The following is a 26,899-nucleotide window of genomic DNA, read 5'->3' on the forward strand; positions in this document are numbered from 1 at the left end:
CGACGGCGGATCCTGCCGCAGAGGATCCGCCACCGACCCGGTGTGGAGGGGCGCTTGGAGGCACTCGATCGTGCGCTGTATGACCACGACGTCGATGCGGTCCGGCGATGGAGTCGCGAGGCCCTGGAATCCGGTGAGGCCGGTGCCGTCGATGAGGCGCTTGCCGTGCTCGCCCGCCACGCCCGCGACTATCCTGATCAGCCGCTGGCGGCCGAAACGTTCCTGGAAACCCTCGACGCCACCGGGGTGGTGCGCCGTTACGCCAGTGGCGCGTTGCTGGACCAGGGCGCGGTCGACGATGTCAGTCAGGAAGCACTGATCTCGATCGCCGGTTCGCTGAGCTCCTATACCGGGCAGTCCAAGGTCACCACCTGGGTGCACAGCATCGTGCGTCGTCGGGTGGTGGATCATCTGCGGCGGCAGCGCTCTACCGCCCCGCTCACCGAGGACCTGGGCCCGGCCGCCCGGATGAGCTCGATGATCGCCACCCGGGCCACCGTGCAACAAGCCCTCGACGCACTGCCGGATCTGTACCGAGAGCCCGTGGTGCTGCGAGATCTCGAAGGCCTGCCGTACAACGAGATCGCCAAACAGCTGGATCGACCTGTGGGTACCGTCAAGGCACAGATCAACCGCGGACGCGCACTGGTGGCTGCCGGGCTAAGAGGCGACGGAGCCGACGGAGTGAGCGCATGACGGCGGGGCTGGACCGCTACCGCCTCGAAGAGGTCATCGGTGTTGGATCTTTTGCGACCGTGCACCGGGCGGTGGACTCGCTGTTGGAAGACACCGTCGTGGTGAAGCTCCTGGCCGAAAACCACTCGCTGAACCCAGAGGTGCGTGAGCGGTTCATCGGGGAAGGCCGTAGTTTGCGCAAAGTGGTCGGCCCGCATGTGGTCTCCGTGTACGACATTGGTGAATCCCCGCGTCAACAGCCATACCTGGTGCTCGAACATGCCGACCGGGGTAGTCTCGCCGAGCGGGTAGACCAGCTGCGCGCCACCGGCTGGACGGCGGAGGCCGAAGACCTGCTCGCCGTGGCTCGCCCCCTGGCCGCCGGCCTGGATGGGGTGCACCGAGCGCATTTGGTGCACCGGGATTTGAGCCCGTGGAATCTGCTGCTCACCTCCAGCACCCCCGAGAACCCCTCCGTCCGTCCGGGGGATGCTTCGGTTGGATTACCGCCTCGCGCACCGAAAACCGTGGCGCCGGACGAACGCCTACTGTTGGCCGATCTGGGGATGTGCAAGGACCTGGCGCTGAACTCCGGGCTGACCGTCTCCGGCGGCACCTCCGGTTTCCGGCCCCCGGAACAAGCCGGTCCCGGCGTCGTGGATACTCGCGCCGATATTTGGGCAGCCACCGCACTCCTGGCCTGGATCAGCGAAGGATCCCACCTACCCTCGGCGTTTACTCGATTCCTGCGTCACGGCATGCAGGCCAAGCCCGCGCGCCGTCCGCAGACCATCATGGCCTGGCTCAACGAGCTCGAAGACGCCCTGGCGCCGCAACCCGAACCTGAACCCACCGTGATCCAGGCCGTACCCACCGACGAGCCGGCCCCGACCCGGCGTTGGGGATTGTTACTCGGGCTGGGCTCAGCCATCGCCATCGTGGCGGTAGTGATCGGCGCGATGTTCGGTATGAGTCTCGGCGACGACGAACCAGTCTCCGCGGTGGATGACGCCTCCATCTCCATTTCCGGTCCCTCGGAAGTGACCGTCGGGGAGACCGCCACCTTCACTGCCGACACCACCGGGGTGGAGAGCTGGGTGTGGACCTTGCCCAGCGGCACCTACCGCACCAATGAGCCCGAGGTGGTGGTCACCGCCACCTCACCGGGAACCACCGTGGTGGTGCTGCGCGCTCAAGGTCCGGACGGTCAAGAACTCGAGAGTCGACATCCTGTGCGCGTCGTCGAATGACCCAGCCGCGGCGGCCGTGCGAAAAAATTCTTCGGAACCGTGCAACTTTCTGGCCTGTTACGACGACTCATGAATGAACGCACATGACCATAGACCACAGCACGCCACAGCAGAACACGCCGATACCTGAAAGAGGAGCTGATGATGTTCGCCACCACCTCGCCCCGACACCGGGCCGCCACGCTGAGCTTGGCTGGGGTCCTCACGAAGTTCGACGTCTGCGAAGAGGCCGAACACTCGGACACCGCCACCGTCACGTGGTTGGAAGACGAGGTGTTCCCGGAGGATGAGACCGCCGAAGCGGTCCCACCGCAAACCGTGGAAACCGATAAAGGCGACATCGAGATCCCGGGTGCTCCCGCCGCCGTCGTGCCGGAGCGTGTGGGGCAGGGCGGCTGCGTTATCGAATACGACGCCCCCGGAGGGTGCTTGCCCTCCGTGGAGATCTCTGGCTCCTACATTCCCGGGTACACGGTTCCCGAGCGTCAGATCCCCGCTGGCGAACTCTCCGGCGGTGACACCCACGAGGCGCTCGTCCAGGAGCCCATGACCGTCGAGGCGGTGGAAACAGAGGGTGTTCGCGCCGACGAGAAATGCCAGCTCGATGAGGACGACGCCGTGGCCGGTCGCGTGGTTCCCGCGGTGTCGCGTGAAACGATCACCCGGAAGACCCTGTCCCAGGGGGCGGAGCCTCGCCGGACGCTGACCGAGAGCGCCAGCAACACCGATGCCGGCCGGATCCCTGGATACGGGCTCAACGGCTACAGCGTCGCCGGTCTGTCCGTGTCAGGCGCCTCGATGCCCGGGGAGACCCTCTCCGGGAAGATCCTGGAGGGGACCGATGGCACGGATACGGCCGAGCGTGACGGCGAGGTGTACTTCACCACCGAAGGCGATGTCCTCTTCGACAGTGATGCCCACGAGCTGCGCTCCGGCGCCGAGACCGAGCTGTCCGCCATCGCCGAGGAAATTGCCGAGCAGGGTGAAGGCGTGTCGATCACGGTGGAGGGCCACACCGATAACCTGGCCACCAGCGTCTACGACGACAACCAGGACCTCGCGGAACAGCGCGCCGAAGCTGTGGTGGACTGGCTGGTCAGCAATACCGACGTACCTGAATCGGCCATCACCGCGGAAGGACTCGGTGAAGATTACCCACGGGCTTCCAACGACACGGATGAGGGGCGTCAGCTCAATCGCCGCGTCGTTATCACCGTCACGCCTGCGGATCACGAACCCAAGACCGACATCGATGTCGAAGACAACTGAGACGTTTCAGACGAAGGAGAACACCAACATGACCGCACGTACCTCCACCCGCACCACGCTGTCGGCCCTGCTCCTCACCGGAGCCCTGGCCCTGAGCGCCTGCTCCACCGATGACTCCAACGCCGGATTCACCGAGGGGGACGACGCGACCGAACAGGCCGCCGTCACCGAGGAGACCACCGATGACGCGGCGCCAGACGAGGGCACTGACGCCAACGCCTCCGACGGCGAGAACAACGAGAACAGCAACAACAGCGTCCCCAACACGCAGATCACCGCTGATGACGCCGTCGAGACCGTCACCTATGACATCCCCAACGACGACATCGATGGCACCATCACCGTCGGGTTCCACAGCCTGAAGGTGCGCGGCGAGACCATGGAACTGACCCTGACCTACACCCCGGAATTCGAGGGCGGCAATTCTTACAACTTGTGGCAGTTGCACAGCAGTGATCACTCTGCCGTCGCCCCGGCGCTGTTCGACCGCGAGAACCTGAAGCGGTACGACATTCTGCGTGCCGGACCGGAGTGGGAATCGGGGGATGTGTGGAATTCGAGTCACCTCGTGACCCGGCTGAACTCCGGAGACACCCAGGTCTACCAAGCCACCTTCGCCGCGCCGCAGGACGACATCGACACGATCAACGTTGCCGTCTCCGCGGCCCCAGAATTCGAGGACGTGCAGATCGAGCGCGAGGGAGAGTCGTCCGGATCTTCGTCTGAGTCGGCATCCACAGAGGAGACGACGGAGGAGGAGAACTGATGCGCCGCCACCACCAGCTACCACGCACCGCGACAGCGGGCCTCGCCAGTGCCGTCATGGTGATCGGACTGACCCTCACCTCGGCACCGTTCGCGCTCGCCGCCACCACCGACGACTCCGAGGCCGCCATGCCCGACGTCGACTGGGAGGTGACCGACAAGATCATCTCCGAATCGATCACCGAGTTCAGCGTGGATGATTCCATCACCCAATTCGCTGTGGAGGAGTCAGTCATCTCCCTCGGTTCCGCAGAATCCGACGAAGAAGACGTGATCGTGCTGGAAGCCGACATCCTGTTCTCCGCCATGCTCTGGGACCTCTCCGATGCGGCGGAAAAGCGGATCGCGGAGCTCGCCGAGGAGGTTCCCGACGGCGCTAGCGTGCAGGTTCACGGACACACCGATTCTCGCCCCATGCCCGAGGGCCACGAGGTGGACAACCAGGGACTCTCAGAAAACCGCGCCCAAGCGGTCGCCGATGCCCTGGCCGAAGCCCGCCCGGACCTGGAACTGGAGGTCGAAGGATTCGGCGACACCCAGCCGGCAGAGACGGAGTCCGAGGACGATCCGGGGTCCTACGCCGCGAACCGGCGCGTAGAGATCCGCTTCGGCTGAGCCTGGGTCCACAAGCAGAACCACGCAGGTAGGAGACGCGCCGGGTTTCTGGGATAATCAAAGGTAGTATGACTGCTCTTTCCCAGAACCCGGCGCCCGCTGCGCCATCCCAGACTCCCGCACCCGGTGTCCGGCACGCCCGTAACCGGGTGATCGGTGCACCCTCTGATGAGGGCTCCCCGCATCCGCCGGCCCGCTCGTCCACCATCTCACTGCCCCCACTGCAGCTCGGCCCGCTCACCATTGATGTACCCGTGGTGCTGGCTCCGATGGCCGGCATCACCAACACCGCTTTCCGCCGCCTGTGCCGCGAATACGGGGGAGGCCTCTACGTCTCCGAGATGGTCACCGCTCGCGCGCTGGTGGAGCGCAACCCGGAATCGATGCGCATCATTCACCACGACCCGGACGAGACCCCGCGTTCAGTGCAGGTTTACTCGGTGGACCCGGTGACCACCCGTGACGCGGTGCGGATGCTGGTTGAAGAAGACCACGCCGACCACATCGATCTGAACTTCGGATGCCCGGTCCCGAAGGTCACCAAGAACGGCGGCGGCTCCGCCCTGCCTTGGAAAATTGATCTCTTCGCGTCCATCGTCGCCGCCACCGTGCGCGAAGCCTCGAAGAAGAACATTCCGGTCACCGTGAAAATGCGCCGCGGCATCGACGAGGACCACCTCACTTACCTCGAGGCCGGACGGCGCGCCGTCGATCTTGGGGTCGCCGCCGTCGCCCTGCACGGTCGCACCATGCAGCAGCACTACTCCGGCCAGGCCAACTGGGACTCCATCGCCCGGCTGCGCGAAAGCCTCCCCGCCGAGGTGCCCGTGCTGGGCAATGGCGACATCTGGTCCGCCGAGCACGCGATCGCCATGGTGGAGCACACCGGGGTCAACGGCGTAGTCATCGGCCGTGGCTGCCAGGGCCGCCCCTGGCTGTTTGGCGACCTGCAGAATGCCTTCACCGGCTCCACGGAGCGCTACCGTCCCAGCCTCGGCGACGTGGCCGATTCCTTCTACCGCCATGCCGAGCTGTTGGTCGACACCTTTGGCGGCGATGAAGCCAAAGCACTGCGCGATATCCGCAAGCACGTGGCCTGGTACTTCAAGGGCTACCCGGTCGGCGGCGAACTGCGCGCCTCACTGGCCCAAGTGATGGACCTGGCCATGCTCGAGGACCTGCTCAGCCAACTCGACCGCGAAACCCCCTACCCGGGCGCCGACGTCGAAGGACCCCGCGGTCGAGCCGGTTCTCCCAAACGCCCGCACCTGCCGCAGGGCTGGCTGGACTCCCAGGAGCTCAACGAGCGCCAGCGCGAACTCATCAAGGCAGCCGAACTGGACGTCTCCGGTGGCTGAGCGCTCTGGGCAGCGGCAGCCAGCCGCGGTGCAGCAGACCCTGTTCGGCCCCGAGGGACGCCCTCCCTACGCCGGACGCCCCGCCGACACCCCCGGTTACGGCGCCTGGGACCGTGCCCGCTGGCTCCCCGAGCCACCCAAGTCCTCGTACCGGTCCGACTTTGAACGTGACCGGGCCCGGGTGCTGCACTCCTCGGCGCTGCGCCGACTCGGCGCCAAAACCCAGGTGGTTTCACCCGGCGACGACGACTTCACCCGGACCCGGCTCACTCACTCGCTCGAGGTCGCCCAGGTGGGCCGCGAGCTGGGTCGGTCCCTGGGCTGCGACCCCGACGTCGTCGACACAGCGTGCCTCTCCCATGATCTTGGGCACCCGCCCTTCGGTCACAACGGCGAGAAAGCACTTGATGCGATTGCCGAGACGATGGGCGGATTCGAGGGCAACGCCCAGACGCTACGGCTACTGGCCCGACTGGAGACCAAGAAAACCTTCGATGACGGCTCCTCGGCCGGGCTCAACCTGACGCGCGCCTCCCTCGACGCCGCGTGCAAGTACCCCTGGCTGCGCGAAGACGCTCCGCTGAAGGCCGATGGCACCCGTTCCAAGAAATTTGGGGTCTACGCCGACGACGCCGAAGTGTTCGACTGGTTCCGCCACGGCGTCTCCGCCCACCGCCAGTCCATGGAAGCCCAGGTCATGGACCTGGCCGATGACATTTCTTACTCCGTGCACGACGTCGAGGACGGCATCGTCTCCGGACACTTCCAGTTGCAGTGGCTCACCGGCACCGAGCACCGGGCGCGCGCCATCGAGACCACCCGCACCTGGTACCTGCCCGACACCGACCCGGCCGAGATCGAAGCCGCCCTCACCCGTCTGGAATCCACTCGGGTCTGGGTGACCGACGCCGATGGCTCCCGTGCCGCACGCGCCGCGCTGAAGGACATGACGTCCCAGCTCATCGGTCGCTTCTGCACCGCCGCTTTTGATGCCACCCGCGAGGTCTACGGCAACGATCCGCTCACCCGGCACAACGCCAACGTGGTCGTCCCGCCGCAGACCGCTATCGAGATTGCCACTATGAAGGGCATCGCGGCCGCCTATGTCATGTCTTCCGAAGACCGCCGCCCGCTCTATGAACGCCAGCGCGAGCTGCTCACCGGGCTCGTCGAATTCTTAGCCCACACCGAGGGGGAATATCTGGAGCCGATGTATGCCTCCGATTGGAAGCACGCAGCTGACGACGCCGGACGTATGCGCGCCGTGATTGATCAGGTGGCATCGCTGACCGACTACGCCGCCCTGGAATGGCACACCACCCTCGTGCAGGGTAAGCGGTATCCGGGCGGCGCAGTCTAGACGAGACGTCTACGGCTCAGCTCTTGAGCAGTCCCAGTGCGTGCGGCTCCTGGAACTCACGGAGACCGATGACGCCCATCTCGCGACCGATCCCGGACTGCTTGACACCGCCGAAGGGCGCGCGCTGATCCAACAGTGCGGGGCCGTGCGTATTGTGGAAGACGTAGCCGGACTGGAGTCGGCTGCCGACCTCCACCGCCCGATCCTCGTTGGCGGTCCACACGCTGTTGCAGAGGCCGTACGGGCTGTCGTTGACCATGGCGATGCCCTCTTCGACATCGTCGAAAGTGATGATCGGAATCGTCGGGCCGAACTGTTCCTCCGTCACCACCCGCAGCTGCGGGTCCGGGTCGAGAATCAGCGAGGGGCGCATGAAGTACCCCTCCGACCATTCGCCGCCCGGCAGCTCGCCGAATTCCCGCACCTCGGCGCCGGCAGCACGTGCCTCTTCGACGAGTTCGGTGACGAATTCCAGCTGAGCCTTCTGGTGGAAGGGGCCCATAGTGGTGTCCGGATCGGTCGCCGGACCGATCTTGACCTGCTCCAGCCGACGGGTGAGCTCCGCGATCAGCTCGTCCTTCTTCGAGGAGTGCACGTAGATGCGCTTGGCATTCATGCAGACCTGGCCCGTGGTGCCGAAAATCCCCATGAACAGCAGGTCCATGCCCTGCTCGGTGAACTCGGCGTCATCGAGAATGAGCACCGCGTCGTTGCCACCGAGTTCGAGAGTCACATTGGTCAGGGTCTCCGCGGCCATGGTCATGATGCGCTTACCGCCACGGATGGATCCGGTGAAGCACACCTTGGCCACGTCGGGGTTGGACACCAGTGCCTCACCGATCTCGGCGTCCTCACCGGTCACAATGTTCAGCACACCGTCGGGCAGCTTTTGGGCGTAGCGCTGCAGCACCCGGGTCATCGCTAGTGGGGTGGAGGGTGGCGGCTTCACGACGACGGAGTTACCGGCCATCAGTGCGTAAGGCAGGGAGGCACCGAGGATCGCTAGCGGCCAGTTGAACGGCACGATGATCGTGACGACGCCCATCGGCTGGTGGCTCACCCGCACCTCGGTGGGAGGCCCGGGCAGGATCTCGACGGCATCCACGTCATCGACCAGCCCACAGGCCAGCTCTGTGCGCTGTTGCAGTCCCATGAGATCGAAGGTGGATTCGCCGACGACCTTGCCGTTCTCGGACGACAAGATCCTGGCGTCTTCCTCCGCGTTTTCCATGATGGTGCCGGCAGCGGCCTGCAGAGCTTGCGCGCGGTCTTGGGCCGACGTTGCTGCCCAGGCCGGGAACGCTGCCTTGGCTGCTGCCACTGCTGCCAACGCCTGCTCTCGCGAGGCAGCCGCAGCGGTACCCACGGTCTCCGAGGGACGGGCGGGGTTTCTGACATCCAGTGTTTTTTCTGTGGTGTGTTCCTGACCGCCGTAGAACAGCGGGGTTGAGATCGCAGACATGGTGTCCCCTTTCGGAGCGACGGGAATGAACAGCGAATACTATTCAAATGTGAGATAACTCACTTAGTCTTGAGTGAATCAAACCCGAGGGCAGGCGTCAAGGGTGCTGTGCAGTATTCACGACAAAGCGCCGCTGGAATCCAGGAGCAACTCGGGCAACAACTCGGCTGCTGTACCCCGAAGCGTCACCGTTGCGTCATCACTGAGTGGGGTGGCTTCCGGGTTGATCTCGACGACGGCGGCTCCGGATCCCAGCGCCCGATAGGGCAGTGACGCAGCGGGCTGAACGAGTCCCGACGTGCCCACTACGAGGGCCAGATCGCACTGTTCCACCGCCGTCTGTGCGGAACTGAAAGCGTCCATCGGCAACATCTCTCCGAACCACACGATTCCGGGACGCAAGGTTCCGTGAGCACATTGACTACAGATCGGTGGAGGAGTCCGCAGCATCTTTTCCAGATCCTCTTCTGTCCCCATGTGTCCGGCCTCTGCGGTACCCGGGTCGAACTCCGCGGGCGCATCGCAATCGGCGCACCGATATTCGAACAGCGAGCCGTGTAGATGGGCCAGCACCTCGGCCCCGCCGCGCTCGTGGAGATCGTCCACGTTCTGGGTCACGACCTGCAGTGAGCCGCCCCGCTCCGCGCATCGGTGCTGTGCGACGCCGAGCGCCCGATGCCCTGCATTCGGCTCGCAGGCTCTCACCATCCGGGCCCGCCACAGGTACCAAGACCACACCAGATCCGGCTCTGCCCGAAACGCCTCCTCGGTGGCCAGCTGTTCGGGGGAGTACCGCTCCCACAGTCCCGTCTGAGCGTCACGGAACGTCGGAACCCCCGACTCGGCGCTCATCCCGGCGCCCGACAACACCACCACACGCGTGGCGTCCTCGGTGAGTTTACGTGCGGTATGGAGTAACCCCGATGCAACGGTCATGACACCACGGTGGCACAGCGCGATGTTTTCCTCCACAGGCTGACACGGTCGCGGCACGTCGTCGCGCCTGTTGGATCTAGACTGGAGGCCATGGCGGGACTGATCAAGCGGGAGGACATCGACAAGGTGCGCGAGAGCACCGATCTCAAGGAGATCGTCGAGGAGTACGTCACCCTGCGCAGCGCCGGCGTCGGCTCCTTCAAAGGGCTCTGCCCCTTTCACGACGAGCGCACGCCCTCCTTCCACATCCGCCCCTCGGTCGGCACCTATCACTGCTTCGGCTGCGACGAATCCGGTGACGTCATCAGCTTCCTGATGAATCTCGAGCACACCAGCTTCACCGAGACCGTGGAACGATTGGCGGCGAAAGCCGGTATCGAGCTGCGTTACGAAGACGGCGGTACCGGGCCGGACAAGCATCAGGTGGGCCAGCGTCAGCGACTGTTGGAAGCAAATAAGCTGGCCGATGAGTTCTTCCACACCAACCTGGGCGCGCCCGACGCCGAGATTGGGCGGACCTTCCTCAAGGACCGCGGTTTCACTCGAGAGGATGCCAGCCACTTCGGCGTGGGATACGCTCCGCAGGGATGGGACAAGCTGCTGAATTACCTGCGCCGCAAGGGGTTCAACGACGACGAACTGCGCGCCACGGGGTTGTTCTCCGAAGGTAACCGCGGGCTTTATGACCGCTTCCGTGGCCGACTCACCTGGCCGATTCGAGATATGACCGGCTCCACCATCGGCTTCGGTGCCCGGCGCCTGCACGACGATGACCAAGGCCCCAAGTACCTCAACACTCCGGAAACGGCGCTCTACAAGAAGTCCCAGGTACTCTACGGGCTGGATCTCGCGAAACGCGATGTGGCCAAGTCCCGGCAGCTCGTCGTCGTGGAGGGCTACACCGACGTGATGGCGGCCCACTTGTCCGGGATCACCACCGCGGTGGCCACGTGCGGCACCGCTTTTGGTGCGGAGCACATCAAGATTGTGCGCCGTCTGATCTCCGACGACGGTAGCGGGGGAGAAGTCATCTTTACCTTCGACGGCGACGCCGCCGGTCAAAAGGCAGCATTGCGTGCCTTTGAGGAGGACCACCGGTTCCTGGCTCGCACCTATGTCGCGGTGGAACCCTCCGGTAAGGACCCCTGCGACGTGCGCCTCGAAAAGGGGGACCAGGCAGTCCGGGATCTTATTGAATCGCGTCGACCCCTGTTCGAGTTCGCGATTCGTGCGGGGCTGAAGAACCACAACCTGAACACGGTGGAGGGCCGCACCCAGGGGTTGCGCTATGCCGCCCCGATCGTGGCCGATATTCGTGACTCGGTGATCCGTGCTGGCTACACCCGCGAGCTGGCCGGGTGGCTGGGCATGGATCCCGGCATCGTCACGCGAGCCGTGCAGGCCTCGCAACGCTCCGGGAACACCCCGGGGCACCAACAGCAGGGGCGAGGATCTCAACAGGATCAACAAAGTGCGGAAGGCGCGGAGCAGTCGCAGCGGTCTTCCTTCCGGCCCGATCTGAATGACCCAGTGTCGCGCATGGAGAAGGAAGCCCTGGAAGTGGTGCTGCAGCAGCCCACCCAGCTCTCGGCCGAACAGTGGCAGGCGTTCTACACCTCGCAGTTCAAGGTGCCGGCTTTCGCCGCCATTCATTCCGGTGTGATGGCAGCGGGATCCGCCGGGGCGACCCCGACCAACTGGGTAGACAAGGTGGTCGACGAGGTGCCGCAGCCGCTGGCGTCGCTGGTAGCCGAGCTGGCCGTGACGTCGCTGCCGGCCCGCACCGAAGAAGATCTGGCGCGCTATTGCCGCGACATCATGAACCGCCTCTTCGAGCTGCAGATCACGCATCGCAAGGCGGATCTGATGGGGCAGCTGCAGCGGCTGGGGCCGGACGCGGATGCGGAGACCTTCACCCGGATCAATGAGGAGCTCATGGAGCTCGAACAACGACGACGCGCCCTCCGCTCAGGTCGCTGAGCACAGGGCGCGTCGGGCGTCGATGTCTGTTGTCGACGTCAGGATCAGTTCGCGGGGATCGTGAGCTCGGCCAGATCGCGGCCGTCCTCGTCGTCCAGGTCGATGTCCCAGACCAGGCGGTCGTCGTCATCGTCCAGCTGGGCTTCGTCGAAGACGGAGCCTTCCTGCTGGTTCAGTGCTTCCTGAATGGCTTCCGCCGCGGTGACGGTGGCCTGCTGAGCCTCGCGGACATCGTCATCGTCGCCTTCTCGGTCATCCTCGCGGATTTCGCCGTCGACGGTGACCTCCAGCTCGATGACCTCGTTGCCGACCACGACGTCGACGTCGTATCGGTCGCCGCGGTCTTCACGGTCGATATCGACGATGAAACCGTCGGCGTACTCGGCGAGCACCGCGTCGATCACAGCGAAGACCGGGTCGTCGCCCTGGGCGCCAGCGTCGTCACCGGCGTCGTCCGATGCGGTGTCCGCGGCCTCGTCTGCGGTCTCGGTGGACTCGGTGGTCTCCTCGGCACCGGCATCCGTGGCCGAAGCCGAGGGAGTGTCGATCGGAGGCTGGGAGACGGTGTCGCCGGAACCTTCTTCGGTGGTGCAGGCGGCCAGCAACGCGATGGCGGCCAAGGCCGCGCCGGTGGTGGTGGCGATACGGCGGATCGTGGTGGTGTTCTCGGTGTTCATCACTCATCACTCCTCAGTGATCGACGGGTGCCGATGGGGCTACACCGGCGGCTCATGGCATCAGCGTAACGAGGCCGTGTGAGAAGCCGCTGAGAGCAGGTCTGACCATGGACCCGTCAAAGGGCGCTCTTCACACTGAGGTCATGACTTCTCGTGCGGTACGCCCTGGAGCGCTGTCATGGATAGCGCCCTCCGTCGCTGGCGCCCTGGCGCTGAGTGCTTGCGGCGCGGCAGAACCCGAGGCTGATCTGGTTGGTGACACCGACTATGCGCCAGCCTCGCTCCAAGAAGCCAGCTCCGTGGACGACGTCGTGGCCGCCACGACGCGGATCGGCGTCGACGCCCAAGGATCCTTCAGCAACGGGACGGAGAACGCGGTGGTCTCTCCGGCATCGATCGTCATGGCCTTCAGCATGCTGGCCGAAGGCGCCAACGGCGCCGCCTCCGAAGAACTGGACGAATGGTTAGGCACTTCCGGCGAGGACCGCACCCATGCACTCAGCGCGCTGCAGGCCTCGGTGCGAGAGTTTGACGGCGACCCGAGCGCGATCCAGGAAGACGACCTGCCTGAGGTGCCGTTGCTGCACCTGGCGAACCAGGTGACGGTCCGTGAGGGCGGGTGAGTGAAAGAACCGTTCCTGAATACGCTGAGCCGTTGGTATGACGCCGGTGTCGGGGAAGCAGACTTCACCTCCGCTACGGCAAAGGAATCACTCGATGAGTGGGTGAACCACCATACCGGGGGACTGATCGAAGAGTCCGCGATCGAGCCGGATGCCCAGACCCTCGCGGTGATCCAGAACGCCATCCTGATGGTGGCACGGTGGGAGAGCCCCTTCGACCCGAACCTCACGAGGCCGACGGACTTCAATCGTCTCGACGGTAGCACCGTCGAAACCGACTCGATGACGCAAGTGGTGGAAGCGCGCTACCACGAGACGGAATCAGGCCAAGTGATCCGGCTGCCCTACACCGATGGGTTCGCCATGGATATCGTACTGCCAGCACCCGGATCGGCGCCGGAGAGCATCACGGCCGCTGACTGGCATGTCGTTTCGCAAGGGTTCGACAACCAACGGCTGACCGAGGTCGACTTGCAGATGCCGGTGCTGGATCTGGAAACCCCGGATGGGGCCTCCGACATGCTGCCCTTCCTTCAGGAGCAGGGGCTGGAGTCCACCCTGGACGGCGATCTGCTGGACGGGATCATGGAATCAGACCTCTGGATCGATGCCGTGGGGCATCAGGCGCTGCTGCAGGTTGATGAAGAGGGGACCGTCGGCGCCGCAGTCACCGAAGTCGAAGTAGCGGAAACCTCAGCACCCGTGCAGGCTGAGCCACCGGTGACGATGCACGTGGACCGTCCGTTCACCTTGCGTGTGGTGCATGTCGATACGGAATGGCCGCTGTTCATGGCCACCGTGCACGACCCGACTGCCTGAGATCGACAGGCACGACAATGAAAAATCCTCGCCCCGCGATGCGGGACGAGGATTGAGATGAGCTCCCCCGACTGGACTCGAACCAGTAACCCTTCGGTGAACTCCTGCCCGTACACGGAGATGTCAGTGCGCTTGCCGCCGTGGGCCTTCACGAACTCGGCCGATTGCACGAACATGCCGCCCGAGCCAGCTGCGGGGTCGTAGACGCGTCCCTTGTATGGCTCCAGCATCTCCACGAGCGTGCGGACGACGGAGCGCGGGGTGTAGAACGCTCCCGCGTCCTTGCCGGTCTCTTTGCCCGCAAACTGACCCAGGAAGTACTCATACACGCGCCCGAGCACGTCATCGGCGCCGTGGTCGTCGGTCTCGGTGAAGCCGATCGACCCGATGAGATCGACCAGCTCGCCGAGGCGCCGCTTATCGAGGCCATCACGCCCATAGTTACGGGGCAGCACGCCGCGAAGCGACGGGTTCTCCTTCTCGATGGCATCCATCGCGTTGTCGATGATCTCACCGATCTGCGGATGCTTCGCCGAGTCCTGGACTGATCCCCAGCGAGCCTTCACCGGGACCCAGAAGATGTTCTTGCTCGTGTACTCGTCGCGCTCCTCCAGGAACGAGTCGATCCGCTCGGCCTTGATGCCATCAGCAGCGAGCTCCTCCTTGAGCTGCTCGCGACGCTCCTCAAAGCGATCTGAGACGTACTTCAAGAACACCAGACCCAGCACGACATGCTTGTACTCGCTGGGCTCCTGGTTGCCGCGCAGCTTGTCTGCTGCCTCCCAAAGCGTCTGTTCAAGTGTTTTGGCTGGTCTCGGCTTCGCAGCACGTCTCGACATCTGTGTCGCTCCTCCGCGCGAGAAACGCGCCTCTTTCTGTACTTATCTGCGTTCCCTGATCCTACCGGTGAGCACTAACATGCATGTGAACCCTGCCTGTAACGCGCCGTCGGACGACCATGAGACGCCACTCGTGCGCACCGGACGCCACTTGGAGACCGAGGACGAGGTCGATTGTTTTTGGTGTGCAACCTGGGTCTTCACCTTAGTGTTGGGCTACCTTGTTCTGGAATGGAGTTCACGGCCCCCATCCCGTAGCGAATTGCCGTTTCGACTGCCCAGTCCTTGTCCTTTGTTACCTCGGTGGTGGGGGAGGGGGATGGGTTTGTTCTGGTGTGTTGGCCGTTTTCGCCGGTAACGGTCGCGGTCTCTGGGATGAAACGCTGTGCTTCTTGGTCCCTGGTCACTCCAATGCTCGGACTGAGTTCAAATTGGCTGAATCGCACGGGCTCATTGGTAGCGAGCACGGTGTTCCTCGGGCTGGCCAGCACAGAGTGTTCGTTGCCCTGCATGTCCCTGATCTGCAACAAGTCAAGATGAATCTGCCTGCCAGAATAATCTCGGGCTGCTTGCGTCGTGGTGCCAACCAGCTCACCGGACACAATCCCCGCAACGGATTCTCCCCTCACATCAATGCTCTCTACCACGACGTACTGTCCTGGCTCATCGGCCTGAAACACGTCATGTGCTGTGGTCTGTTTCGTGGTGTCGTGACCGGCCAGTTCCATCAGTTCCGCCATCGTGCACCCTGCTCTTGGCCGGTCCAGCACGGTGACCTTCGTGGTTGCCTTTTTCTTCCCACTTCCTGATTCCGAGGCTCCCCGGTATCCGAGATCGACCATCCCCAAGGGGAATCCCGTGTCCGTGAGAGTGACGGGCTCTTTCGTCTTTGCTTGAGAGTCAATTTCAGTGGAGACCACCACGTCCCCGGCCCTCAATTCTCCGGCCGGCACGGTGAACTGCTCTGCACCAAAGAGTCTCTTTTTCTCGTCACTGGTGAGCATGATCGGTGCCCGGGTCTTCCACTCGCCAGTGCCCGGGAATCCACCCTGTTCTCGGGCAATCCCGGTATCCGGGGACACAGCGACTCGTCCGGTTCTCATCGCCCCGCCGGTCATCACAAGGTCACCCGCGGACCCGAAGTTCTCGATGTCTTCTTCCAACACTTCTCCTGGGGAGAACTGGCGCGGATTGCGCATTCGCTCACGTCGCGCAGCTTCCTCTTGCTCGGCGCGTTGTTCTTCCGGTGTAGTCACGTTCAGCGCCATATACCCGGTCCCTGCCCGACCATGGTCCCGCTGTGTCATCCGGGTGCCATCATCGAGAACGATCACGCTGGCTTCCAGCACGCCTTCTTTGATCTGGTGATCTTCGGTTTCGAATCGCAAGCGGGTGCCTTTCTCCACTCCCCAGAGGTGCTGTTCGTGCCGATGGTGGCCCGTGTCCAGATCCATCACGTTCTGTTCGAACTCGGAGAGCTGCTCGAATTCTCTGGTCACCAGCTTTCCGTCAGCAGAGAGCATCAACTCACTGACCATCGTGTCATTGATCCGTTCCGGCTTGTCCTCTTCTGATGGCCAGCCGAGGACACGTTTCTGTCCGTCTTCTGTGGTGAACTCTCCGATCCGGTAGTACCCCTTCTTATAGGCCCACACGTCCCCGGCCCGCACGTCACCGTGACGCAGGAACAGTTTGTCCTGAATGTCCTGGCCAGTCAGCACCCGAGCCGATGCTCCGGTTTCGGTGTCCTCGTTCATTCCCATCTCGTCTTGCAGCTCCGCACTCTCAGTCCGAAGCCGAGCCAACTCATCGGCGTGGTCAAACCCCATCTCCAACGCCTGCTGGGTGCGAGGAATCTGCGCCTGCAGCTTCGTTTGCTCTGTATGGCGTTCTGCCACATCTTCACCAATCCGGCTCAGGAACGCCTCCACCGATTGTGTGGTTCCCCGTCCGGAGGGGGTCTCGGCCACCAGTTTCGGAACTGGCCACGTCCGCCGAACCGCGGGCAATGCGGTGGCCACCAGGTACACGTTGTTCGCGTGCCGGACGGTCCCTAACTCGATCCCTCCCACCTCTCCCACGACCCGGGGTTCGGTCGGGTCGAGGAAGTCGGGCTGATCTGTCCGGACAGCTTCGGCCCGCAACGCTTTGGCCACCACGTCACCAGCTGCTTCCCGATTGGTCAGCACCCAACCTTCGGTAGTGCGGAACCGGAACGCGTCTCCGCTGGTATCTCGGATCTGAGAAGCCAGCCGTTCGAGTTGTGGGATGAACCCTTCCAGATACTCGACCCGGGCCGTTGCGGTGCGGAGCTGCATGCGCGTCTGGGATCGTTCCGAGCGCCAGGAAGATTCCAGACTCACCAGTTGCTCGATTCTCATCTGCATTTCCGCTAGTTGCTCGATCCTCGGGTCTCCAGACAACTCGGAGGCAGCACGGGAGGCGCTGAACTCCAGATCAGCGACCGCGTCCTCCATCTCGCGTCCGGCTAGAGCTCCGCGCTTCATCTGTCCAATGAACCGTGCCTTGCGGGCGATCATGTCCCAGGACGCCACATCGAAAGTGTTCTCCGTGGCGTATGAGTAGATTTCCACGGTCTCGTTCTGGTTGCCCTGCCGGATGATCCGGCCCTCACGCTGCTCTAGATCTGCCGGGCGCCACGGGCAATCCACGTGATGCAGTCCCACCGCGCGCTGCTGGATATTAGTGCCCGTGCCCATTTTCCCGGTGGAGCCAACAAGCACCGAGACCTGCCCCTCTCGACACGCTGAGAACAGGTCCTGGCGTGCTTGATCTGTCTCAGCGTCGTGGATGAACCGTATTGTTTCAGGGTCCATGCCGCGCTGGGTGAGCTGGTCCCGGATCGCGTCGTACAGGTTCCACTCATCCCGGGGCGTGGACTGGTCACAGAACACGATCTGTAACCCACCAGGGGTGGGGGCGAGGTCCCCGGTCTCGGTGAGGTACTGGGTGTGCTTGGTGCGCTCGTGTAGGTCGATGATCTGCTCTGCCACACTCGCGGCGCGACCACCGTCAGCGTCCGCGTCTAATCCGACCAACCGAGGATCCAAGGCGACCTTCCGCCCGTCTCCGGTGATGGCCAACATGTTGTCCCCGCCCTTCTCAGGTGGCCCGGACAGGTTCTCGATCCGTTCGGAGAGCTCTCCGATATAGTCCAGCACCTGCTCCGAGGGTTCCCGACGCAACAGAATTCGGTCTCCGGTTGCCACACTCGGCAGACTCACTTCGAGTTGATCACGCAACACGGTGTCCGTGAACGCACCATTGAGCCGCATCAGCTCGGGCACGTTCACGTAGCGCCCGATCCGAGTGACCTGATCAAACCCGTCCCCAGTGATCTTCGGCTTCAACGTGGTCTCCGACGTGGTGAACTGCTGCCCCCAGGCCGTCACCGTGTCGGTGCTCGTCGCCGCCAACAAATCCGGGCGCAGATAGTGCTGCATCACCCACATTTCCGCCATATTGTTCGACACCGGTGTCCCGGTGGCGAACGTCGCCACCGAGGGCTGATAGGTGGAGCTCATCATCCCGGCACGCTGGGCAGACAGGATCTTCTGTTCTCGCAACGCACGCAGCTTGAAGTCCAGGTCCATGGCCCGCCTCGACCCCGCACAGGATAGCTCCGCTAGATCCGAGGTCCGAGCCAGGTTCTTGAAATGATGAGCCTCATCGACGAACAGGTAATCAATTCCTGTCTGTTCGAACGTGATCCCCGGGTCGGACACCCTTTGTGCTTTCGCGTACTGGGTCTCCAACCGCTTCTTCGCTGCTTCGATGCGCTTCACCGAGAGCCGGTCGTCATCGGCCGAGGCACCCATCGCCTCAATTTCATCAATCCGCTCTCGCAACCACTCAGCCTGTTTGCCCGGGTCAATCTGGACACGCTCAAACACTGTTTGAGGCAAGATCACAGCGTCCCAGTCCCCAGCCGCCGCCATAGCCATCCACGCCTGACGCTCCGGATTCTCTAACCCAGTCGGTACAGCTAGCACGTTCGCACCGGGATACCATTCAACGAACTCACGGCTGATCTGTTCCACCAAATGATTCGGGACCACCATGGCCGGCTTATGAGCAATCCCCGTCCGGCGCAGCTCCATCGCGGACATCACCATGGTCCCAGTCTTACCGGCACCGACCACATGATCCAGCAACACGGCAGGCTCGTTCACCACCCTGGCCACCGCGGACCGCTGATACGCATACGGTGTCCGCGACTCGGCCAGCCCGGGCAGGCTCAATCCTTCCCCTGCGCTGGCGTAGTTCGGGGCCACGTGTGCGTTGAACGCCCGGTTATATCGGTCTTGAAGCACTTCCGCACGCGCCGGGTCTTCGGTGACCCACTCGTTGAATCGCTTCCGAATGGCTTCGACCTTCTCCCGGGCAGCAGTCGTCGCCTTCTCATCCTTGTGTGAGACTCCGTGACTGTCCTTGTACCGGACCACCACGGCGCGGTAGTTCATCGCGGCCGCCAGCAGATTCGCCGGGGTCCGTTTCGAGGTGCCCCACTGGAAACGCACGTGTTCGTTGAACCCACCCTTCGGGGAATCCACCTCCCACTGCTCGTTCACGCGATTCCACTTCACATCGCAGGCCACCTCGAACGTGTCCCTCACAAAATCGGTGTAGACCTCGTGGGGAACCCACTGCACCCCGGGATTGACGACGACGTCGCGAATATCCACTTCATCGGGGACTACCGCTTCCAACGCCACCACATTCGCCCGGTACTGATCATCGAGAGCCGCCTCCTCTCGCGCCTGGTCCAGCTTCCCCCGCACATCCCCGGCCAGATAGGTCTGCGCAGGGACTAACACGTCGGTCTCTGGGTCCCGGTACACGTACCCGGCCATCCGCTGAAGCGCGGTCTCCTCGTCAACCCCCAGCAGCCCGGCCACCCGGTCAGGGTTTACCGTCCGGGATTCCTCCAGGCTGATTGCGATAGCATCCTGCACCCTGTCCGCGGTCTCCGGGCGGGGCCGGTACTCGATGACATCACGCACCAACAATGCGGCAGGTTCCGCCGACTGTTCTTGCTCATCGAAAGATTCACAAGCGCGCAGTAGCCCTAGTTTCGGGTCGCCCGCCAAAAACACGAGGTGCGGCTGACGACGGGAATGGAACACCCGCTGCGCCGCCTCCTGCTCCCATCGCCTAGCCAACTCTTCAGGCACCGGTGTCTCCCTCGGATCGAGGTCCCCATCCTCTGGCAGGCTTGCCCGCCACTCCTCTTCCGACTCCCGGACACGCGCACGCTGCGCAGCAGCCGTAGGGGTCTTCCACACCTCATCAGACCGATTGATCGGCCCGTACTGATCAACGTAGCGCTGCCACGCCTCACGCAGATCGTCTCTCGCCTGTTGCGATGCCTCTGCGCCGTGACCATCAGACTGCGCGGACATCGTGGCTACCGCCAGATCACGGACGCGCAGCAATGCCTGAGACTCCGCTGCTCGAGCGCGAGGAACCTTCACCGGTTCCCATTGCATTCCGGCACCATAGCGTTCAAACCCGTTACTCTCCGGATTGAACCGCACATGTCCCACGTCGGCTTCCGCCTCCAACGGGAAGCGCAACCCCGGCTGGTGCACCACGCCAGCACCCACCGGCGCGTAGGCTAGGCCATTCTGCCCGGCACGATCCACCACATCCGCCAACCGGGCCTCGAGCTGGTCTCCCACCACGCTTAGATCCTCAGAGCGTACCTCGTAAGTGATTCCCCACGGGCCGGTATCGGCGCGCACCTCGCCCAGTACGTTCTCTGGATGCTCTGAGAAGTAGCGGCTGAACCCGACCTGATGCGCTTCACCGTCACGGTCGGTGATGGTCACAGATCCAGGCTCCACCCACGCGGTGATCGCGTCCTGGTCTATCTCCGCATCCGGTTCACGCCGTCGGAACACCAGAACATCCGCGGTGACATCCGTGCCCGCCGAGTCCCGCATCGCTCCCGAAGGCAACCGGACCGCCCCGACCAGATCCCCGTACCGGGCCATTTCCCGACGCGCCGTCGTACGGGAGGAATCCATCGTCCACGCGGACGTCATCACCGCCACGTACCCGCCCGGGGCTGTCATGCGCAGCGACTTGACGATGAAGTAGTTATGAATGGCGTGGTTCTGCGCGTTGAACGCCCTATCGGCCACCGAGAAATTCCCGAACGGGACATTACCGACCGTGGCATGAAACCCTGATTCCGGAAGCTGAACAGACTCAAACCCGGCGGCATGAACCTCAGCCGAAGGGTACAACAATGCACTGATCCGGGCCGTGGTCTCATCCAGCTCGACGCCAGTCATCTGCGCTCCAGCAGGTGCTTGCCCGATGAATTCGCCCGACCCTGAGCCGGGCTCTAACACTTGCCCCTGTTCGAATCCAGCTCGCTGCAATGCCCGCCACATTGCTTGCGCGTGCGCTGGGTCCGTGTAGTGCGCGTTCAGGGTGGTGGCTCGGGCTTGTGCCCACCCCTGCTCACCTAGAAGACGGCGCACATGGTCGCGGTCTTCCTCAGTGACTCGTTCATCCAACGGGTCGAAGACCTCCGGAAGTGCACCCCACGATGACCACCCTGACAGCGTGGCCTGCTCCGAAGGCGTGGCATATCGCTGTTCATCCCGCACCCGCTTCAGAACTTCTAACGCCGCGATGTTGGCGTTCAACCGGGCACGGAACCCAGAGGGCCGAGATGTACCACCCGCCCAATCAACCGGGTCCCCAGACAGGGCTACTGGTTCGGAGCCTGCCCGTACTTCTTCTTCACCTTCGTGCTCACCATCGGCAGTGAGACCCGTCCCGGAATCGGTGTCTGATTCTGCTGGAGCATCCACTCGAAGACGATCGCCGCCAGGTTCTCCAGTTTCTCCAGCTGGTGTACTTGCTGACTCAGCGGCAACGCCTCGAACTCGTCCAGCTCGATCGGGGACACCCGATCCCGAGCCACCTGGGAAAACCTCGACATCACGATTGACTCCAACAGCTCCCGAAACCGTGGTGTCGCCCCCTGGAGTTCCGGTAGCTCCAAGTACTGGTCCACGACCGTCCGGGTCTGCGTCTGCCGGAACTTCTCGTCCCAGTACTCCGCGATCGTCCTCGCGTAGGGTGTCGTTTCCGTCGGGTTCTGCCACACGTTCGGGTCCTCGTCCCACTCCTGCATCCAGCGCCCCATAAATTCCTGACTGTCCTGGATCGGGATGGGGTCCCTCAGATTCTTGTACTCCTTCATTGTCCTCAGCCGCTCCTAACCCGAGTTCGTCGCCGCCTAACTCATCGAAGATGCTGAGCTGTCCGGCAATTTCATTCTTTCGGCGTGCCACAATCACACACTCCTGTCTTGACATAACTCCACAGCGGTCGGGGGTGAGTCAACCCTCGACCGCTGTTTTGAAGCGGTTTCCCTGAGAACGTCGATGAGGATCAGCTGATCCCTGGCCCACCGGCCTGATGCTGTGGCGCGGACATTCGCGACTGTTGGGCTACGGCCCATGCCTGGGCGTTCGCGTCCTGCACGCCCCTACCGAAATCCTCGACGGGCGGTGCCTGGGTTGAACCTGACTGCAACCGTGGCTCCCACCCGGACACATCACTGGGAACCTCCGCCTCGGCACGCTGGACCTGCTCGACACCAGCCCCTGCCGCCTGTACTCGCGGGGACTGCTCACGCTCGACACCCGGGTCAATACTCACCGTCGTATGGCGCAGGGAAGCAGCGACCTCGCTGGCGCGGACATTGATACTGATAACGGGGCGGGGTCGTCTGTGACTCTCACTAGGACTGACCAGTTTGTGTCTTGATCGTGATGTGTCCACCGGCCCCGCTGCCTGTTCAGGATTCTGACGACCGGGCTGACATCGCGGTGCGTGGCGTGGAGGATGGGCGTGAGGCCCTCTGGTGTGGCCCGGCACAAGGACTGAACATGAGTTTCCTGCTTGTGATTTGCCCACTGGATACCGGGGTCTCGCCCTGGGGTGATCCAGCCGGACGGACATGACCTCATAGGAGCCTGGTGGTCCCGGCCTCGTCAATGTCTTGTCTGCCCGCCCGGCCGGAGCCTTCCCGGAGATCAGAACAACGAGAAAGGCAGTTCCATCATGACAAGTTCTGTACTGGATGTATATGCCGGTGTTGATACCCATGCCGAGACCCACCACGTCGCTGTGATTGATGGATTGGGACGTCGGCTCGGAGACGCGGAATTCCCAACCACGGTTCTCGGTTACCAACAACTCTTGGTCTTCGTGGGTGAGTTCGGGACGGTGCAACGTATCGGTGTGGAGGGCACTGCTTCGTATGGGGCTGGACTGACGGCTTATTTGCGGGCTGAGCGGATCAGGGTGCGAGAAGTTATTCGTCCTAGCCGGGCTGCTCGCCGTCAGGGTAAGTCCGATCCCATCGATGCTTATGCTGCGGCCCGGACCGTTGCCGCCGATGATGATCTGCCGATCCCGAAGCTGTTGGACGGAGACGTTGAGCGGATCAGGGTCACACTCAGGGCCCGTAGCAGTGCTATCAAGGCCCGTAGTACGGCCATGGTCCAGATCAAGGACTTCCTCACCACCGCACCAGCCCGGGTACGAGAGGCTTACCGGTACTTGTCTGATGAGGAACTCATCGAGGTACTGGCCGCTAGTCGTCCGCAATCAGATCAGACGCTGAAGCGGGTGTTGCGTCGATTGGCGCGGCGCTATGAATACCTCGGTGAGGAAATTGACCAGGCGGTCGAGGAGCTGGAGGTGCTGACGGTTCGGGTGGCTCCGGAGCTCACTCAGGCTCGAGCGATCGGTACGATCACCGCAGCCCAGTTACTTGTCACTGCCGGGGCTAATCCGGAACGGGTCAAGTCCAAGGCTGCTTTCGCAGCATTGTGTGGTGTGAGTCCGATCCCGGCTTCTTCCGGTAAGACACAGCGTCACCGCCTCAACCGAGGCGGGGATCGGCAAGCGAATTGGGCGTTGCACCGGATCGTGATGGTCAGGATGGGCAACGATGAACGTACTCGTCGCTATGTTGAACGCCGCACCGCTGAGGGAAAGGGAACCAAGGACATCATGCGATGTCTGAAGAGATATGTGGCTAACGAGGTCTACACATTGATTCTTGACCCTGATCAAGTCCCGCCCTCAGACGACCTTCGCCCACTGCGGCATCAGCAACATTTGACCCTGACACAGGTCGCTGATCACTTCGATACTTCGCCGGGGAAGATCTCCCGGATCGAACGCGGCCAAAGCCGAGATGATCACTTCACAAAGCAGTACCGAAAGTACCTCCTACAAACGCTTTGACACCATATAGGAGCATCACGATAGTTCTCTCCGACGCGGCCGTCCTGGGGCTCCCCGCAAGTCGTGGACACGTGAACCACGTCACGCAGCCTGCGTAGACACTTCCTCCTGAACCCGGCCGGCACTGTGCTCGGCCCGGAACTTCTCCTCAAACTCCACCGGCGGGACCATCCCCAACGCCGAGTGCAACCGCCGCCGGTTATATACCACCTCGACCCACCGAGCGACTTCCCGCATCGCCTCAGCCCGAGTCTGCCAGACCCGGCGTTCGAAGAACTCAGTCTTCAGTGATGACCAGAACGACTCCGACATCGCATTATCCCAACACACTCCAGTCCGGCCTACCGACTGCTTGAGCCCCAGCTCCACAGAGGCCTGATGCAACTGCGCTGACGTGTACTGCGCTCCTTTGTCGGCATGAAAAATGACGTCATCTGGAACCATTTCTCGTAGCGTATGAGCCATCCTCAACGCTCGTTCCACGAGGTCAGAATCTTGTCTGGCATCCATCGCCCAGCCGAGCACTCGGCGTGAGCACCCATCGCGGATGACGCACAAATACACGAACCCTTCCCACGTGCGCAGATACGTAATATCGCTGATCCACACAGCATCCAACTCACCTCGGTCCCAGACTCGTTTCACGAGGTCCGGAATGTGATGAGTCGCCACACCCGGCAGTGTCGTCACCGGCCGAAACCGACGTGGACTGATGCCTTCAAGGCCCTGCCTGCGCAACGAAGCCGCGACCGTCTTCTCGTCCACACTCACGCCTTGTCGAGCCAGTTGCGCTGCCACCCGTGGTGCCCCATAGACACCATCAGACTCCGCATGAACCGCTGCGACTTGCCCGTCAAGATTCCGTTGCGCTCTCGCGCGTTTCGATGGCCCGGCCTGCCGACGTTTCTTCCATGCGTAGTACCCAGATTTCGTCACCTCGAGGAGCCTGGCCATCCGGCGAATCGCATAGTGGGCCTTCTCCGAGTCCATCAGCTCGAATTTCTCTTGTTTCGAGGCTTCGACGCGAAGAAGGCGGCTGCTTTTCCCAGGAACTCGTTGTCCTGTTTCAGATCGAAGTTCTCCCGCCTCAACCGTGCCAGTTCAGCCCGTTCGTCCTCGTTCAACGCACCCGTGGGTTCACCCTCGGCGCGGCGTCGGTCTTTCTCGGCTTTGACCCAGGTGCCCAGGGTCTGTTCACCGACTCCGATTTCCTTTGCCACCGCGGCGATAGACCTGCCGGTGTCAATGACGAGATTCGCCGCCTCGATCCGATATTCCGGGGTGAAAGAGCGACGCTGTCGCTTCTGGTCTGACATATTGAACATCCTTCCAGCAGGACTGCGAATCCCGCTAACTTGGGTGTCCACTATTCGAGGGTAGCCTCAGTCCTTTGTCACGTATGGTTCGGTCTTGGCCAAACCCTGAACCACGACCCGATTGCCCCTACTCAGGCTGGATTCCACATTCTCACCGAGCTGCTGACTGTTGACCGTGGTATCCCAATATGTGGTTTCACCATCGCGCCACTCATTCGTCTCTCGGTCCAGGATCCGCTTGTTCTCGGCCACTGTGAACGAAAGGAACGTTTTTCCCTCGGCCGTGGTGATTCGCTTGGGGTCATCGGTTAGATTCCCCGTTACCGTCACTTTGCCCAGATTCGCCATCACTCTCACACCTTCACTGGTCACGTCTACATGAACGCTCTGTCCACGTCGGACACCACCAGTTCGGATTACTTGCTCGTCCGATGAGGGCGACACACATTTCTTTTGTATGATCTGATCACAAAGCGGATGTTGTTCAGAACGTTGGATTCGAAAGATCGGTTGCACACATGATCACCGACGGGACACCAGAGGACCTACCGGACTTCGCTTTTCGAATTGGCCCTAGCTACGTCAAATGGTGGACACACCAGTTTGAGCATTTCGAATCCAGTGTGTCCCAGAGTATGGCGGTGACCGGTCTGGAGACGGCACTTCTGCGCTTGCTGGAAAAACGAGACGCCTTGCAAATAGCAAGGGGCCCGTTCGGGCCAGTCAGCATCTACTACCCGGAAGCTCATCCGACGCGGCAGCAACAGAAAGCACTACACGCGACGACGGTCGAATTCTTTGACACCTACTACGCGGCGGTTGCAGCTCTCAGCACGGTTGTAAAGCGATACCGTTCCACGTTCGGAGACTCGCCAAGCAACTCCGTTTCGAGATTTCTTAAATGGTGGAAGTCGAAAGGCTTATTTATGGATGAAGCCTATGGGGTCTTGGAGTCGGCTCGAGCGTTCCGAGCAATGTTTGCTCATGCCGAATCTAGGCCTCCCTATGATTGGCATACCGCGGTGGACGGGAACTTAACCAAGCTGGTTCTCATTGGCGAATCTAGGAAGAGTGGCGTTCTGCCCGAGGGAGCTTCCAGTTTTGACGGAGAGCAACAGTGGTCGTTTTTGGCGCCCGATGAAGATCTTGTCGTCTCGGCAATTTCCGTCCAGCTCAACGCTCTAATTCCCGAACTCGGTGCCGGCCAAGATATTCAAAGCGCCCTAGAGTGCACCTGGACTTCACAAGACTCAGATCAAGATGTCACGCTGAATTATCCCATGTTCGCGCATAGAGATTCCGTCGTCGACGAGCTTTATGAAACCAGGTCCACTATCCACACAGAGGTGGTTAGGTTGCGGACCGACGAGGATGACGCCCAAACAAGGAATTAAACGTCCGCGCCAGCGCGCTGCACGATGCTGCCGATTCGTCCTGTAGTTGAACCGAACGCCAGTCAAAATGTAACTGATTCTCCAGTCTTCACTCAGGGCGAGCCATAGCCAGTGTGCCCAGCGAACAGCTAGTCCATAAACGGTGGTTTCTGGGCTCTTCACAGATGAGGGTGTAGGTCGGCCGGGCGCGTCGGTCCGCAGATAGACGTCGAGGTCTCCCGACGATGGAGGTTCCTACGCCATCCATCCGAAAGACCT

17 protein-coding genes and 2 pseudogenes are annotated in these 26,899 nt (G+C 62.5%); 11 read left to right on the top strand and 8 right to left on the bottom strand.

Features of this window, described 5'->3' with window-relative positions:
• Positions 1 to 54: 54 nt before the first annotated feature.
• From P8192_RS05225 to P8192_RS05255, 7 genes are all read left to right on the top strand, one after another.
• Positions 55 to 696 carry an RNA polymerase sigma factor gene (locus P8192_RS05225; protein ID WP_278159079.1) on the top strand — a complete coding sequence of 214 codons (642 nt, stop codon included), beginning with the start codon at positions 55 to 57 and terminating at the stop codon, positions 694 to 696.
• On the top strand, positions 693 to 1,925 hold the full coding sequence (locus P8192_RS05230; RefSeq protein WP_278159082.1) for a protein kinase domain-containing protein: 1,233 nt from the start codon (positions 693 to 695) through the stop codon (positions 1,923 to 1,925). Before P8192_RS05225 ends, P8192_RS05230 begins: the two co-directional genes overlap by 4 nt.
• Positions 1,926 to 2,066: 141 nt before the next feature.
• Positions 2,067 to 3,194 (top strand): OmpA family protein, encoded by a 1,128-nt coding sequence (locus tag P8192_RS05235; RefSeq protein ID WP_278159084.1) that lies wholly within the window; start codon positions 2,067 to 2,069, stop codon positions 3,192 to 3,194.
• 28 nt (positions 3,195 to 3,222) lie between these two features.
• A complete protein-coding gene (locus P8192_RS05240) occupies positions 3,223 to 3,960 on the top strand; it encodes a hypothetical protein (RefSeq protein ID WP_278159085.1) in 738 nt (245 codons plus the stop codon).
• Positions 3,960 to 4,574, top strand: a complete 615-nt coding sequence (locus tag P8192_RS05245) for an OmpA family protein (protein ID WP_278159087.1) — start codon at positions 3,960 to 3,962, stop codon at positions 4,572 to 4,574. The genes P8192_RS05240 and P8192_RS05245 overlap by 1 nt, the downstream gene beginning before the upstream one ends.
• A 68-nt stretch (positions 4,575 to 4,642) precedes the next feature.
• Positions 4,643 to 5,932, top strand: a complete 1,290-nt coding sequence (dusB, locus tag P8192_RS05250; protein ID WP_278159089.1) for a tRNA dihydrouridine synthase DusB — start codon at positions 4,643 to 4,645, stop codon at positions 5,930 to 5,932.
• 40 nt (positions 5,933 to 5,972) lie between these two features.
• The gene (locus tag P8192_RS05255) at positions 5,973 to 7,292 is read left to right on the top strand and encodes a deoxyguanosinetriphosphate triphosphohydrolase (RefSeq protein WP_431521161.1); all 1,320 of its coding nucleotides are present in this window, start codon (positions 5,973 to 5,975) and stop codon (positions 7,290 to 7,292) included.
• A gap of 16 nt (positions 7,293 to 7,308) precedes the next feature.
• On the opposite strand, the gene P8192_RS05260 is transcribed toward P8192_RS05255, so the two are convergent.
• Both P8192_RS05260 and P8192_RS05265 read right to left on the bottom strand, forming a co-directional pair.
• Complete coding sequence (locus tag P8192_RS05260; protein WP_278159093.1) at positions 7,309 to 8,754, bottom strand: aldehyde dehydrogenase family protein; 1,446 nt, start codon at positions 8,752 to 8,754, stop codon at positions 7,309 to 7,311.
• A 117-nt stretch (positions 8,755 to 8,871) separates the two neighbouring features.
• Entirely contained in the window at positions 8,872 to 9,690 is an 819-nt protein-coding gene (locus P8192_RS05265) for an NAD-dependent deacylase (RefSeq protein WP_278159094.1), read from the bottom strand.
• Positions 9,691 to 9,780: 90 nt separating this feature from the next.
• On the opposite strand from P8192_RS05265, the gene dnaG reads away from it, so the two are divergent.
• Positions 9,781 to 11,670, top strand: coding sequence for a DNA primase (gene dnaG / locus P8192_RS05270; RefSeq protein WP_278159096.1), 1,890 nt, complete (start codon positions 9,781 to 9,783; stop codon positions 11,668 to 11,670).
• A 44-nt stretch (positions 11,671 to 11,714) separates the two neighbouring features.
• Here dnaG and P8192_RS05275 read toward each other — a convergent pair whose 3' ends face one another.
• Complete coding sequence (locus P8192_RS05275) at positions 11,715 to 12,347, bottom strand: peptidase (protein ID WP_278159098.1); 633 nt, start codon at positions 12,345 to 12,347, stop codon at positions 11,715 to 11,717.
• 413 nt (positions 12,348 to 12,760) lie between these two features.
• Between P8192_RS05275 and P8192_RS05280 the strand changes: the two are divergent.
• Positions 12,761 to 13,789: pseudogene (locus P8192_RS05280) on the top strand (serpin family protein).
• A 104-nt stretch (positions 13,790 to 13,893) separates the two neighbouring features.
• Here the strand turns inward: P8192_RS05280 and P8192_RS05285 are convergent.
• The 3 genes and pseudogenes from P8192_RS05285 to P8192_RS05295 all read right to left on the bottom strand — a co-directional run.
• Positions 13,894 to 14,628: pseudogene (locus P8192_RS05285) on the bottom strand (type I restriction-modification system subunit M); the annotation flags it as partial.
• Between the two features lie 200 nt (positions 14,629 to 14,828).
• Positions 14,829 to 21,308 (bottom strand): DEAD/DEAH box helicase family protein, encoded by a 6,480-nt coding sequence (locus tag P8192_RS05290; RefSeq protein ID WP_278159100.1) that lies wholly within the window; start codon positions 21,306 to 21,308, stop codon positions 14,829 to 14,831.
• A gap of 65 nt (positions 21,309 to 21,373) precedes the next feature.
• Positions 21,374 to 21,871, bottom strand: coding sequence for a hypothetical protein (locus P8192_RS05295; RefSeq protein WP_278159102.1), 498 nt, complete (start codon positions 21,869 to 21,871; stop codon positions 21,374 to 21,376).
• 866 nt (positions 21,872 to 22,737) lie between these two features.
• On the opposite strand from P8192_RS05295, the gene P8192_RS05300 reads away from it, so the two are divergent.
• Positions 22,738 to 23,931, top strand: coding sequence for an IS110 family transposase (locus P8192_RS05300; RefSeq protein WP_278159104.1), 1,194 nt, complete (start codon positions 22,738 to 22,740; stop codon positions 23,929 to 23,931).
• A gap of 81 nt (positions 23,932 to 24,012) precedes the next feature.
• Here P8192_RS05300 and P8192_RS05305 read toward each other — a convergent pair.
• Positions 24,013 to 25,247 (bottom strand): IS3 family transposase gene (locus P8192_RS05305; protein WP_431521094.1). Its coding sequence is split into 2 segments (ribosomal slippage): positions 24,013 to 24,965 and positions 24,965 to 25,247, totalling 1,236 coding nucleotides; the frame shifts between segments, so codons are not numbered across the junction.
• A gap of 66 nt (positions 25,248 to 25,313) precedes the next feature.
• Positions 25,314 to 25,595, bottom strand: a complete 282-nt coding sequence (locus tag P8192_RS05310) for a single-stranded DNA-binding protein (protein ID WP_278159106.1) — start codon at positions 25,593 to 25,595, stop codon at positions 25,314 to 25,316.
• A 293-nt stretch (positions 25,596 to 25,888) separates the two neighbouring features.
• Between P8192_RS05310 and P8192_RS05315 the strand changes: the two genes are divergently transcribed.
• Entirely contained in the window at positions 25,889 to 26,641 is a 753-nt protein-coding gene (locus P8192_RS05315) for a hypothetical protein (RefSeq protein ID WP_278159108.1), read from the top strand.
• The last annotated feature ends 258 nt before the right edge of the window (positions 26,642 to 26,899 follow it).

Source organism: Citricoccus muralis (genome assembly GCF_029637705.1).
GTDB lineage: Bacteria > Actinomycetota > Actinomycetes > Actinomycetales > Micrococcaceae > CmP2.